We start from the raw sequence: 12,345 nt of genomic DNA on the forward strand, positions 1-12,345 counted from the left end.
TATGAGCCGGTTGCGAACCTGTCCGGGCCAACTGCCGCTGCCCATCCGGCACGCGGGACTTAGCAGGCATGGGAGAGCCTCCCAGATGCACGGCTCGGGAGGCTGCGGATCGTGACGAATTGAGTGACATGGGGAGCGGGGCGTGGGTCGACTGCCTTCAAACAAGTACGCGGCGGTGTGCGCAGCCGGCCACTGCACGGTGTACGTACAGGCAGGCGCCGGTGTCCGAGTCCGTCGGGGGGACCGGTGGCAGGTGTACTGCCCGGCTGACGCTCCACTGAGGGCTCCACAGCCAATCGCTTTACGGGCCCGTGCATGGAGTGTTCGGTTCAGGTGGAGACCGGGGCCGGTGTCCAGTGCCCGGTGTGCCAGGTTGTCGCGTTTCGATGTGAACGCTGGGACCATAGTGACCAGTTCGGTACGGACCGCTGGATCCCGGATTTGGTGCCGCCCGGCTGCGCCCGGGCTATTTCTTTGGTGATGTAGAAGCGATCGCCTCGCCGGGACATATCCAGGTTCACCGGGCTCGGATGACTCCGGCGCCGCCGACGGAGGGTGCGCGAGGCACCCGAGAGGTCTGGCCAACTCCGCCCTATGAGAAGTCGCTTGGGGTAAAGCGGTTCCCGGTCACGATGCCTGCAGCAACGGCGCGATCAACGGAGGCGCCTCGCGGCCGGTGCGAAGTCACCCAGGCGGGCTCGTCCACGCGAAGGCTGCCGGCTTTTTTCTTCTCCGTCAGGTCGAGCACCAGCAGTTGTCCGAACGGGACGTTGGAGTTGCTGTACTCGGCGGCCTGCGCCAGGTATCTCCCTTCCAGGTCGTCCCGATCACTGGTCGTGTGGCTCTTCTTGACCTTTGTCAGGTACTGGAGAGGGCCGAAGCTGCATGGGCCCAACTGCCCGGTCGTAGTCGGTGTCGTCGTCCCAGGTGCCGCCGTCGGTGTCAGGGAAAGCGGTGGTGTTCCCGCCGGCCCCGCTACCGTCCAGCGTTCGACGCCGCACTCGGCACCGCCACCCTCCTTTGCGGCACCGGCAAAGCGACCTCAGCAACGACACCACGCTCCGCAAGGCGATCCTGCGCTACAACCACGTCGGCTGGTACGCCGACAAAGTCCTCGGCTTCATCCGCCAGTACGACCAACTCGCCCCCTCCACCAGAACCGGAAAGAACGTCGGAACTACCCCCGCCACCACCGGGTACTGGACCCAGTTCGACTGGGCAATTCGCCGTGTCGTATGAGGTGTCGGGCTGGAGAGTCCCGCCGACACGGGGGAAGTCGGCGGGACCACTCGCAGTTTGCCACGAAGGGGCCCACCCTCGAGCAGAGAGGCTTCTGCGCGTGTCAACCCCAACGACGTTCGCTTTGAGGGGGGTTGACCGGATGGGAGGTGCCTGACACAGTCATGCCTCGGTCACCGCAGGCGTGATCAAACCCACCGCGTCAAGCTCTTCTTCCCCGGGAAGCAGAGCCTTTTCCTTTTCCCCGTCCAGGCCCTCGGACGCACCTGCGCGGGTCTGCTGCATGTCGGGGGATGTCCGTACCCGCCAGCAGCGGGCAATCGACTCGCCAGAACGACAGAGACGCGGCAGTCCCGCCGCATGCGTGGCGGGGTTGCCGCGCCAGGCCCTTCGTCGCCCCGGACACCCCGTTCAAGCCCCACACCGGCAGAAGTCGCAGGTCGCAGCCGCCGAACGAGCCCCGTCCGGCGGCAAGGATGGTCTGCGCCGCCGAAGCTTGCACGGCTAAGGCTGGGCTCCCGCATGCTGCATCACCATCCGGCCCGTCGCGCGCCGCTCAACGGGCGCGCCTGCCCTCCCGTGCCACTCCGCCTGTGCGCACCGCCGTGTGTGGACGCACCCGAACCCGAAGGACCGCCGCCATAACGACCCAGCCCCCCACCACCGCTCCGCCCCGCGGCCGGAGCACGAGGAGCCGTGCACAGACGGCCCCCTCGACCTGCGCACTACCCTCCTGCTGCTCGCCGGGGGCGGAGCGACCTACGTCGCCTTCCAACACCCCGGCGCCGGGGCCGCGTTGCTGGTCGGCGTCGCCGTGGTGACGGTGCTGCACCTGCTGCTGGGGCGCCAGTGAACGCACTTAGCCGGCGGGCGCGGCCGCGCCCGCCGACTAAGTGCCTCTTTGAGATCCCGAGATGCTCAGTCCGTAGTCCGTGTGGCCTGCAGCGTTCGCGGGGATCGCGTTCGGCTTCCTCTACAGCCAGACCGACGCCAGCGTGCTGAGGTCGGTGGGGATGTCGCTGGCGTGGCGGCCGCGGTGTTCGCGGTGTTCGCGGTGACGTTCTACCGCTATTACACGACGGAGTGAGCAACGGGGCCGCGTACGCAGCCCCGTTGCGGAAGCCGCCGGATTGGCGAGGACTCATCCCGCTCTGCAGTTCGACGTCGCTCCGACGCCGCCCGCCCGACGGCCCGTCCCCGGCCCTCTTCAGGCCCGGGGACGGGCCTTTTCAGCACGCCAAGCGAGGTAAAACCCCGACCGAGGATCAGTTTAGGCCGATATCGCGGACCGAATAAACGTTACGGCCGACCCGGGGTCAGGTGATGGACGCGAAGAGTGGAGCCGAGCCGGATGGACGGATTGCCTCAGGGGTGGGCAGTAAACACGATCGAAGGGGAGCCCATGTCTTTCAAAAGCATCTTCGAGGGCGGCGGGAGTGAAGCCAAGTCCGCCGAAGAGTCTGCTCAAAAGGTGTACGAAAACATCCCGGGCGCCCGACCCGAACGGCAAGGGGTCGACCCGGAACTGTACGACGGAATTCCGGATGTCGAGCGCGACCCGAAGATTGTGCGTGAGACGTCACCCGAGGCGCTCCGCATCATGAAGGGCTTTCTGTCCCCGCTGTTCAAGAGGACCGGGTCGGCGGCCGCCGAACAGCGAGCCACCTGCGAGGACCCCGCATCGACGGCCGGCATGGCGTCCTCGGCCGAGGACGAGACGTTCAAGAAGGTGAAGGTGGAGATCAGGGACGAGGACCGGCCGGGGGTCAAGGGCGAGGACCTGCCGAAGATGAGCGAGGAAGAGATGGAAGAAATGAGAAGGAAGAACTCCGAATCGGCTGCGAAAGTCGAAAGGACCGACGGCTCACCGACCGAGGGTGAGTGACTGTCACATCGTTGAGTTCCGCGGGAAAGAGAGGGCCCAAGGGAATGGGCGACGCCAAAAAGAACAATGTGAGTACGGCCCATCTCGGCGAACGGTACATGCGCCACCCGCTGACCGGCCGGAACCTGAAAGAGCTCGACGTCGCCACAAAGGGGCCCGCGATCCTGGAGCGGGACAGGGAGAAATTGAAGAGGAAGGCCGAGAAGAAGTCGCCGGACGGTGAGGATCGGTACGTCCACCCCATCGGATTCTCCCTGAACAAGGGGCGGTTCCAGGAATTCCCCGAGGGAGAGGCCGCGGCACACGAGCGCGGATGGACGGCCTACATGACGGTGGGTGTGCCGCTCGTCGAAGAGCGGGCCGACATCGCGCAGCCCCCTCCTGATGTGATCTCCAAGCAGACGTATGTCAACCGGACCGACCCCGTCCCCACGAAGTGGTCGCACACGGTCGAGTTCTCGATCTCCAACACGATCAGCTGGTCGCTCCAGGGGCAGGTGCAGCTCACCTTTGGCGCGAAGGTCACCGCCTCGCTGCAGCAGCAACTGCAGAAGAGCATGGCGGCGAACCAGTCGCAGAAGACCACCCTGAAGAACAGCAAGGACAACCAGGGCGTCGACTCCGAGTCTCAGTCGCAGTCGACCAGTACGACCACGGCCACGAGCACCGCCACCGGCACCGGCGAGCTGTCGGCCCAGCTGATGCTAGGGATCACCGCGTCGGTCAGCGGCTCGCTGACCACCGCGTTCAAGACGTCGTCCACGCTGAGCGGTGAGGTCGGCAGCCGGGTGGACGTCCTGGCCACGCAGCGGCGCCAGGTGCGGAGGTTCGACTACGAATTCGCCATCTCCTTCGGCGGGTGGTCGCGCTGTATTACCCCGAGCCGGTGGAGGTCAAGGAGACGCACCCGGACGGCCCGCAGGCCAAGGAGCCGAAGTACGCCAAGGTCATCGCGTGGAAGCTCGGCGAGACCGGCGCGGCCGAGGACACCTTCGACCTGACCGACGAGGGCAGGCCGTTCTTGCAGAGGGGGGAGGCCGAGGTCGTCTCCACTCTCGCCGGGGTACATGAGGTCTTCGAGCTGGAGAAACTCGAGTTCGACAGCAAGATGCACCCTCTTCACAAGGGCGGCGGCGCACAGCAGCCGAGTTCCCGGAAGCCTCCCGTCACGCTCGCCGACGGGTTGGGCACGGCCGACGGCCTCGCGCTGGACCGGGCGAACCGGAAGGCGTACGTCACCGACCGGTACAACAGCGGCAGGCTGCTGAAGGTGGATCTCGCCGACGACGGCGACGGCACCGAATGGGTCCTGGTGACGCCGGGCCAGGTCAACGACGTGGCGCTGGATCTGCCGGGCAACCAGGCCTACATCACCGACTACAGCGGCAAGCGCCTGTTCACGGTGGACCTGGCCGAGCGCTCCGCCCCTCCGGTCGCGATCGCCGAGGACTTGTACGCGTACGGCGTCGCCCTGGACCTGCCGGGCGGCCGGGCCTACGTCACCGACGTGGAGAACGGCCAGTTGATCGAGTACGGCCTGAACGGGCGCCCGGCCCAGCAGCAGCGCACCTGGAACGTGCCGAGAGCCGCCGGGGTGGCGCTGGCCGAGGGCAGGGCGTACGTCGGTCAGTACGACCTCGGCGGGCTGTACGAGGTCGACCTGACGGCGGACGGCGCCACCCCGCGCACCGTGGCCACCCGTCTCGGATACAGCGTCCGTGTGGCGCTGGACGGCGCGGGCCACGCGTACGTCTGCGACTCGGCCGGCGGCAAGGTGCACGAGGTCGTCGTGGCCGACGGCGAGGCCAAGGGCCGTCAGCGCGTGGTGGCCGACGACCTGGGCAACGTCAGTGGCATCGAGCTGGACCGCGACAACGGCCTGATCTACGTCAGCAACCGGCAGGGCAAGCTGCTGCGGATCTCCGGCGTACTGCGGGGCGCCCCGGCACCGTCGTAGCGAGGCACGGCCCCCGCGGGGGCAGCCCGGACGACCGTGCTCACAGCGTGCCCGGTGCGATCGCGCGGGCCATGGCCCGGTACCCGGCGTCGTTCGGGTGCAGGCGGTCGCCGCTGTCGTACGCGGGAGGGCTGCTGGTACCTGGAACCGCCTGGATGAAGACGTTGTCCACCGTGACCATCGGCGTTCCCGGCATAACGCCCGAAGCGGCCCTGCCGGCCGTGGCGAACTCCCGTCACCGTGACGCTTTTACGGAACGGCTACTTCTGCCTCAACCATCAAACCTGGGGTCTGACCTGCACTTTTGATGTTCTCAACCAGGCACTAAGGCTGAATCCGTGCTGGGCGGCAATGAGTTCGCGCAGGCGACACGGCGTCGTACGTCAGCCGATGGGCTCGCGCATGTCCTCGCGGACCTTCAGCGTCGTCCGGGCGACCTGGTCCAGGTCGACATCCTCGGGGTCCTGGTTCACGTTCTCGTCGGTGATCAGACCCACCGCTGCTCCGGTGTTGTCGTCATTCCACGTGCACATCGGGACGTTGCTCGGTGCCCCGTTCTGCTCGGAGGTCAGCACCTGGCACCGCAGCGTCATGCCTGAGCCCTTGGGGGTGACGTCGTGCGCGGGGACGGCCACTGTGGCGCCCTCGGCTTCGGCGGCGCCCTCCATCATGGCGTCCCGCCCCTGTGCCGGGTCCTTGAACTGCCCGTACATGCCCGAGACGACCAGTCTGCTGCCGTCCTGTTCGCCTTGCCCTGCGTACCCGGCCACGACGGCCGTCGGGTTGCGGACGTTGCTGCGGTTCCGGTTCTCCTCCACGATGTCCCGGCCCGCGGTGTCCGAGAGGTCCGCGGTGAGCTTGAACGTCCCCTCGGCCAGCTCGGCCGGCACGCGCAGGCGGTACTTCGCCTCCGGGAACCCCGCGCCGCTGAACACCGCGAACCCGGCGATCACCACGACCAGGGCCCCCACACCGGCCCCGACGATGGCGACCACCTTGCCGGTGCGGCGCCGGGGCGGCGGCCCCATGGGCGGCGCGCCCCACGGACCGGGTCCTGCGACATGGGGCTGCGGCCCGTACGGCTGCCCCTGCTGCGGGAACGGCGCATGAACGTGGGGCGGTTGCGGAGGCTGCGGCCCGTACGGAGACGGGGCGGCGCCGAACCCGCCGGACTGTGACGGAGGCGTGGACATGCCGACACGCTACGTCACCCTCGGGGCAAGGAATCACCGGGCTCGACAGCTGATTCTCATGGCGACCACGGTCGCCGAGACACGCTGAAATCCCGACGCAGCGACACGCCAGTCACCTTCGCTGAGCTCAGCGAGTAGGCCCCAACTATCACTTGCTGGAAGTCCCAGTGCGTCGTCGCACCCGTACATCTGGCGCTTTGGCCGTCGCGACGACGTGGCCCGCGGGGATGACGCGTGCGGGGCCAAGGGTGACTCCGGAGTTGATCTGGCAGCCGCGGCCGAGGAGGACGCCGGGGCCGAGGCTGATGTTGTTGCCGCTCTGGACGTTGTCGCCGATGAGCGCGCCGAACTGAGCCGTGCGACATCGGTACAAGCCGTCGGGCAGGCGCAGAATGACCTCCCGATCGGGGCGGCGCATGTCGTGGCTGAGGTGTATCGCTGCCACGGTGACATGGGCGGACACGTGGGTGTCGGCGCCGAAGAGGGTTCGGTTGATGCCGATGCGGTGGCCCAGGATGCTGCCGTGTCCGATGTAGGCGTTGGTGACTTCGCAGTTGAAGCCGACACTGGCCCCCCCGGGCCGAATGACGCTGCGGCCGCGCACCGTGCTGAACTCCCAGACCTGGGCGTGGGCTCCGATGAGGATGTCGTCGCCGACGATGGCGCAGGGGTGGATGTGGGCTGTCGGGTGTATGCGGTGCCGGATCCGTGGAGGGCTGTTGCGTGGAGGTCGGGCCAGCGGGTGAGGAACTCGGCGAGGTCCAGGTCCGCGAGCTGCCCGTACGGGGTGCGGGCGAGGTCGGCATCTCGCGAGGTCGTGATGTAGTCGCACAGCTCTAGTGCGGGCATGGCCGTCTCCTGCCGGTATGTGGTCGGGACGGGTTCTGGGTGGCCGCTAGGCTCGCCTGTCTCAGACGGCGTATGAACGGAGTTCACTCGTGAGTCACCCGCGCTTTGGCATCGCGATCCTCACCATGGGCAACCGGCCCGCCGAGCTGCGCGCCCTGTTGGATTCGGTGGCCAAACAGGATGTGGAGCCGGCGCAGGTCGTCGTGGTGGGCAACGGGGCTCCGCTGCCCGAACTGCCTGCGGGCGTGCACGGGGTGGAGCTCGCGGAGAACCTCGGCGTGGCCGGCGGACGCAACGTAGCCATCGAGGAGCTGCGCAGGCTGGACGACGTGGATGTGGTGGTGGACCTGGACGACGACGGTCTCCTCGTGGACGCCGACGTGTTCCGCCGCCTGGAGGCGATGTACGCCGGCGATGACCGGCTGGGCATCGTTTCGTTCCGCATCGCCGACGAAAACGGAGAGACGCAGCGGCGGCACGTGCCCCGGCTGCGGGCGAAGGACTCGATGCAAGGCGGCGAGGTCACCACATTCCTCGGCGGCGGCCACGCCCTGTCGATGCCGATGCTGAACGAGATCGGGACCTGGCCGGACGCGTTCTTCTTCACCCACGAGGAGACCGATCTCGCCTGGCGGGCCCTCGATGCGCGGTGGCGGGTGGTGTACGAACCAGCCCTGCTGCTGCAGCACCCCAAGACCTCCCCGGCCCGGCACGCGGTGTACTACCGGATGACCGCGCGGAACCGCGTCTGGTTGGCGAAGCGTCATCTGCCCGCCCTCCTCGTTCCGGTCTACCTCGGTGTCTGGGCGGCCCTTACGCTGGCCAGGACGCGTTCCCGGGCCGGACTGCGGGCGTGGTTCGGCGGCTTCCGGGAGGGCGTGTTCACCTCCGGCGGCCGCCGAAAGCCGATGCGCTGGCGCACAGTCGTACGCATGGCGCGCCTGGGCCGCCCACCCGTCGTCTAGGCATGCGCTGTTCCGGCTTCCGCACGCAGCCACGCGGGCAGCGCCCCCGGCGTGCGCTTGATCCATCGCGTGTAGCGGACGGTGCCCTCCTCCAGGGTGATCTGCGGCTGCCAGCCAAGGACGCGCTCCATGTCCGCGGTGGAGGCTCACCCGCCGAGCGGGTCACCAGGCGGCTTCGGTGTCTCCAGCAGCTCGGCGCCGCCGCCGTGTTCGGCGACGAGCTCGGCGACACGGCGGATCGTGGTAGGCCGCCCGGTGCCGATGTTCACCATCTCGCCGTCGGCCTGTGGTGTGGTCAGGGCACGGAGAGTGCCCTCGGCGATGTCGTCGACGTGCACCAAGTCGCGGACCTGATGTCCGCCTCCGTGCAGGTGCAGCGGCAGGCCGAGCTCGACGCGAGAGGCGAACCCGGCCACGACCCACGAGTGGCTGCCTGGCTTGGTCACCTGTGGCTCGCCGTACACGGAGAAGTACCGCACGATCGCATGCGATGTACCGACGGCGCCCAGCACCAGTTTGGTCTGCACCTCCCCGAAAGCCTTCGTGTTGGCGTACACCAACAGGGGGCGCAGCGGCCGTGACTCGGCGAAGCGCGGCGGCGTACGCCCGTAGATGCCCGCCAGCAGCTCGCGCATGTCCCGGTGCTCGTCGCGCGGCGCGGCCCAGTCCTCGGGATTCCCGTTCCCGTACACCGATGCGGATGACACGAACACCAGCCGCTGGAGCCGGTCGGAGGCCGCAGCGGCCGAGAGCACGGTCTGCGTACCGGTGATGTTGCTGTCGATCGCGGTCTGCGGTGAGCGGGTGCAGGCGGCGACGTCGGCCAGAGCAGCAGCGTGGATGACGAAGTCGCTCTCGCCGACCAGGCGGTGGACCAGCGCCTGGTCACGGACATCGCCCATCATGAAGTCCTGGCAGGCCGGGTTCACGTTGAGCAGGTGCCGGTAGACCTCGATCGGGTAGGCGTCGAGGGCGCAGAGCGCGACGAGCGGCTGCCGCACGGGCTGGCGACCTTGCTGGCGCGCCCCCCTACCGACCACCGGCAGGAGCCCGGCCGCCCAAGGCAATCACCAACCCAAAATCGGGACCCCGGCCACACTCCCCAGCATCGTGCCAGACACCCACCGCAAGGCGGCTTTGCTCACGAGCAACGGCTCTGGCTCAACTTCTGTGGTGCTACTTGTCGGCACGGCCGGTCTAGGGTGTCACGCCATGACCGTATTGATCGTTGGTGGTTCCGGGTTCCTGGGTGCCGAGCTGGCGCGGCAAGCGGCAGCGGCCGGGCACACTACGGCCGCGACCTACGCGACCAAGCCCGGAAGCACGCGAGAGGTCGCGTGGCACGCCCTCGACCTGCGGGATCCCGAAGGTGTGGAAGCGGTCGTGGCCAAGGTCGGCCCTCGTGTCGTGGTCAACGCGTCGAGCGGCAAGGCGGACTGGGCGGTGACGGCCGAGGGCCCTGTCCGTCTGGCGATGGCGGCGGCGAGGTCGGGCAGTCGTTTGATCCATGTCTCCAGTGATGCCGTGTTCTCCGGTGCCCGCGTCCACTACGACGAGTCCTGCCTGCCCGATCCCCTCACCCCCTACGGGGCGGCCAAGGCCGCCGCGGAGACAGGGGTTCTTCTCGTGCATCCGGACGCCGTGGTCGCCCGCACCTCGCTGATCATCGGCGACGGGCAGTCCGTACACGAACGTGCTGTGCACGAACTTTCCTCCGGAGCCCGCCCCGGCGTCCTGTTCACAGACGACATCCGCTGCCCGGTACACGTGACCGACCTGGCCGCAGCCCTCATGGAACTCGCCTCGGCAGAAGCCAGCGGCATCCACCATCTCGGTGGAAGCCAGGCCCTGAGCCGCCACGAACTCGGCATCCTCATCGCCAGGCGCGACGGACTCGACGACTCCCGGCTGCCCACGGGCCTGCGGGCAGACAGCGCCATTCCCGGCGCCCTCGACGTACGCCTCGACAGCCGCGCGACCCAGCGCAAACTGCGCACCACGCTGCGCGGCGGCCACCAGTTCCTCACCCCGACGGCTTGAACTATCCGCCTCGAACCCGAGTCCTCGGGCTGCTCGCCGAGACTCCCCACCCACCCGTCGCCGTCACGCACGCCGCCTTTCACGCGGTCCTGACCGGTGCGGCACAATCGCGGTCAACTGGATAGGCACAACGGTGGGGGTGGGAACGTGGGGCGTTTTGGCTCGCGAAGTCGGCGTAAAGGCATACCGAGCGAGCCGGCGCTGCTGGCTGCGGCTGCGGAGAATCCCGGTGGCAGTGTCGCCGAGATCGACCCGGCGTATATCGACGACGCGAACGGCTACGTACCTCCCGAGGCAATCCGCGGCGCGTGGTTGGTGGACGGCAGCGGGAAACTGACAGGTGAGTACCAGGAGAATCCCCGTCACGGGGTGCCACAGGACGACTTCAGCAAACTCACTGATCCTGATCACTGGCTTGGCCGGCTCGGCGATGACCCCGCGACCGCCGTCCGGAAGGGCATCGAAGACTCCTTGCGCGCCCAAGTGGCAGACGCAGTGATCGAGTGGGCCAAGATCCTTGAAACGCCCCGGTTTCTCACAGGTGGGCGTCAACATTCCGAGAACGAACAGACCATGGTGGTCACCCGCGCCGCACTCGCCGCGCCGTTTGCGTTGTCCGTGCGCACAACACAGCACGGGCGTTCCATCCTCCTAGGGGTGTTCTCCTGGGCGGCGGTGAACCTTGCAACGCCCGAAGCCCGCAAGGATCGGCACTGGTTTGACCTGGGCGTCGGGCTGGACTGGGCCAGCGAACAGCTTCAAGGGCGGATCTACGAGGTTGATGGTGAGGACGGCACCACCGAGCAGTAAAGCGGCACTGCCACTCCGCACCGGCATGCAGAGCGAATACACGACGCCGTAGGCGCCTTGTCGGGGGCGGATCCGTCCGAACCCTCAACTGGCGGGCGGATCCCGGCCCTTCCATTCATTGCGCAACCAAGTGGGGAACGCGAGCAGCCCTGGGGAATCTCAGGAATCCTCATCAGCAAAAGGGCCATTGCTCCTGGCGTGCCGGATCCAGGGCAACGCCCGGCGTGCAGACCCCAGCACGGTGCATCTCCGCTGCCAGCTCGGAGCAGGTTCAACTGCCGCTCAGGGTCGCGCAGTGGCTGTGTACGCGACTTATGGTTCTGGCTCACTTTCCGTGAAGCGTGCGCCGTGAGTGACGGTTTGACGCCGCTCTGGGCGTCCGATAGTTGCCTGAAAACCATCAGTGGCGATCCTGGGTGGGCTGACAGTTCGGGTCTGTCGAAGAGATGGTGCTCCGGCTGGAGGAGCTGCTGTTCCCGTCGATCGCGGATATCGCGGTGCTGTCGGTCGACGTGAACGACGAGGCGGTATTGATAGCGGCTCGGTGCACGATGGCCGGGGCCGACTGTGTGGGGTGCAGGGGCTGGTCGGAGCGGGTTCACAGCTCCTATCTGCGGTATCCCGCTGACGTGCCCAGTGCGGGGAGGCGGGTTCGGTTGTGCCTGTGGGTCCGCCGGTTCATCTGCGGGAACGCGTTGTGCGAACGGCGGACCTTCGTCGAACAGATAGCCGGGCTGACCCGGCGGTACGGCCGGTGGACCGAGCGCCTGAGGTCGACGCTGGCTGCGGTCGGCGTCGCGCTCACCGGCCGGGCGGGCGCCCGCATGGCCGGTGTCTTCGGGGTTGCTGTCAGCCGCAGCACCGTTCTGCGGCTGGTCGAGGCCCTGCCCGATCCTTGAAGTAGCAGCGCCGCGCGGCCGCCGACCCCGCGGGCGGTCTCGGGGTGGATTCTCCGGCACCCCGATGGCCTCGCAGGGAGCGATCAGCTCCGGCTCAAGGCTGTGCTGGCCAGTGCCCGGAACTGGACGCCCTCACCGGGCACGTCCGGTCCTTCGCCCGGATGTTCACCGAGCGCGAGGGTGAACGTCTACCAGAATGGCTCGATGCCGTTCGGCAGGACGATCTGCCACCCATCCACACCCTGGCCGCCGGCATCGACCGCGACCGTGATGCTGTCACGGCCGGCCTCACCCTCCCCTGGAACTCCGGTGTCGTCGAAGGACACGTCAACCGGATCAAGATGCTCAAGCGCCAGATGTCCAGCCGAGCTGGCTTCGGGCTCCTCCGCAAGCGTGTCCTGTTCTACTCATAGGACACCGCATTTCTGATGACTTCCGAGCCCTTCGCGGTTGTTGGCAGACCAGGCTTACGCCGCCATGAAGCGGCCCAGCTCGCGTGATTTCTGCT

16 protein-coding genes are annotated in these 12,345 nt (G+C 67.8%); 9 read left to right on the forward strand and 7 right to left on the reverse strand.

Annotated features, from left to right (window positions below):
• Positions 1–592: 592 nt before the first annotated feature.
• Complete coding sequence (locus OG453_RS38335; RefSeq protein ID WP_266873349.1) at positions 593–895, reverse strand: hypothetical protein; 303 nt, start codon at positions 893–895, stop codon at positions 593–595.
• Positions 896–1,020: 125 nt separating this feature from the next.
• Between OG453_RS38335 and OG453_RS38340 the strand changes: the two genes are divergently transcribed.
• The gene (locus OG453_RS38340; RefSeq protein ID WP_266873350.1) at positions 1,021–1,239 is read left to right on the forward strand and encodes a hypothetical protein; all 219 of its coding nucleotides are present in this window, start codon (positions 1,021–1,023) and stop codon (positions 1,237–1,239) included.
• A 162-nt stretch (positions 1,240–1,401) separates the two neighbouring features.
• Here the strand turns inward: OG453_RS38340 and OG453_RS38345 are convergent, their stop codons facing one another.
• Positions 1,402–1,524 (reverse strand): hypothetical protein, encoded by a 123-nt coding sequence (locus OG453_RS38345; protein WP_266873351.1) that lies wholly within the window; start codon positions 1,522–1,524, stop codon positions 1,402–1,404.
• A gap of 322 nt (positions 1,525–1,846) precedes the next feature.
• Here OG453_RS38345 and OG453_RS38350 point away from each other — a divergent pair, with 322 nt between their 5' ends.
• The 3 genes from OG453_RS38350 (at position 1,847) to OG453_RS38360 (ending at position 5,081) form a co-directional block, all read left to right on the forward strand.
• Positions 1,847–2,092, forward strand: coding sequence for a hypothetical protein (locus tag OG453_RS38350; protein ID WP_266873352.1), 246 nt, complete (start codon positions 1,847–1,849; stop codon positions 2,090–2,092).
• 498 nt (positions 2,093–2,590) lie between these two features.
• The gene (locus tag OG453_RS38355) at positions 2,591–3,124 is read left to right on the forward strand and encodes a hypothetical protein (protein WP_266873353.1); all 534 of its coding nucleotides are present in this window, start codon (positions 2,591–2,593) and stop codon (positions 3,122–3,124) included.
• 859 nt (positions 3,125–3,983) lie between these two features.
• Complete coding sequence (locus OG453_RS38360) at positions 3,984–5,081, forward strand: hypothetical protein (RefSeq protein WP_266873354.1); 1,098 nt, start codon at positions 3,984–3,986, stop codon at positions 5,079–5,081.
• Positions 5,082–5,121: 40 nt separating this feature from the next.
• On the opposite strand, the gene OG453_RS38365 is transcribed toward OG453_RS38360, so the two are convergent.
• The 3 genes from OG453_RS38365 to OG453_RS38375 all read right to left on the reverse strand — a co-directional run bounded on the left by OG453_RS38365 (position 5,122) and on the right by OG453_RS38375 (position 6,878).
• Positions 5,122–5,262, reverse strand: coding sequence for a hypothetical protein (locus OG453_RS38365; RefSeq protein ID WP_266873355.1), 141 nt, complete (start codon positions 5,260–5,262; stop codon positions 5,122–5,124).
• Positions 5,263–5,464: 202 nt separating this feature from the next.
• Positions 5,465–6,274 (reverse strand): hypothetical protein, encoded by an 810-nt coding sequence (locus tag OG453_RS38370; protein ID WP_266873356.1) that lies wholly within the window; start codon positions 6,272–6,274, stop codon positions 5,465–5,467.
• A 148-nt stretch (positions 6,275–6,422) separates the two neighbouring features.
• A complete protein-coding gene (locus OG453_RS38375; RefSeq protein WP_266873862.1) occupies positions 6,423–6,878 on the reverse strand; it encodes a hypothetical protein in 456 nt (151 codons plus the stop codon).
• Positions 6,879–7,212: 334 nt separating this feature from the next.
• On the opposite strand from OG453_RS38375, the gene OG453_RS38385 reads away from it, so the two are divergent.
• Positions 7,213–8,088 carry a glycosyltransferase family 2 protein gene (locus OG453_RS38385; RefSeq protein WP_266873357.1) on the forward strand — a complete coding sequence of 292 codons (876 nt, stop codon included), beginning with the start codon at positions 7,213–7,215 and terminating at the stop codon, positions 8,086–8,088.
• On the opposite strand, the gene OG453_RS38390 is transcribed toward OG453_RS38385, so the two are convergent.
• Positions 8,085–8,219, reverse strand: coding sequence for a hypothetical protein (locus tag OG453_RS38390; protein WP_266873358.1), 135 nt, complete (start codon positions 8,217–8,219; stop codon positions 8,085–8,087). The genes OG453_RS38385 and OG453_RS38390 overlap by 4 nt on opposite strands.
• A 15-nt stretch (positions 8,220–8,234) precedes the next feature.
• Complete coding sequence (locus OG453_RS38395; protein ID WP_266873359.1) at positions 8,235–9,089, reverse strand: NAD(P)-dependent oxidoreductase; 855 nt, start codon at positions 9,087–9,089, stop codon at positions 8,235–8,237.
• 211 nt (positions 9,090–9,300) lie between these two features.
• Between OG453_RS38395 and OG453_RS38400 the strand changes: the two genes are divergently transcribed.
• The 4 genes from OG453_RS38400 (at position 9,301) to OG453_RS38415 (ending at position 12,250) form a co-directional block, all read left to right on the forward strand.
• Complete coding sequence (locus OG453_RS38400; RefSeq protein WP_266873360.1) at positions 9,301–10,128, forward strand: sugar nucleotide-binding protein; 828 nt, start codon at positions 9,301–9,303, stop codon at positions 10,126–10,128.
• A 147-nt stretch (positions 10,129–10,275) separates the two neighbouring features.
• Complete coding sequence (locus OG453_RS38405; protein ID WP_266873361.1) at positions 10,276–10,938, forward strand: hypothetical protein; 663 nt, start codon at positions 10,276–10,278, stop codon at positions 10,936–10,938.
• A gap of 446 nt (positions 10,939–11,384) precedes the next feature.
• Complete coding sequence (locus OG453_RS38410; protein WP_266873362.1) at positions 11,385–11,837, forward strand: hypothetical protein; 453 nt, start codon at positions 11,385–11,387, stop codon at positions 11,835–11,837.
• A gap of 161 nt (positions 11,838–11,998) precedes the next feature.
• Complete coding sequence (locus OG453_RS38415; RefSeq protein ID WP_266873363.1) at positions 11,999–12,250, forward strand: transposase; 252 nt, start codon at positions 11,999–12,001, stop codon at positions 12,248–12,250.
• Positions 12,251–12,345 lie beyond the last annotated feature (95 nt).

It is taken from the genome of Streptomyces sp. NBC_01381 (assembly GCF_026340305.1).
GTDB lineage: Bacteria > Actinomycetota > Actinomycetes > Streptomycetales > Streptomycetaceae > Streptomyces.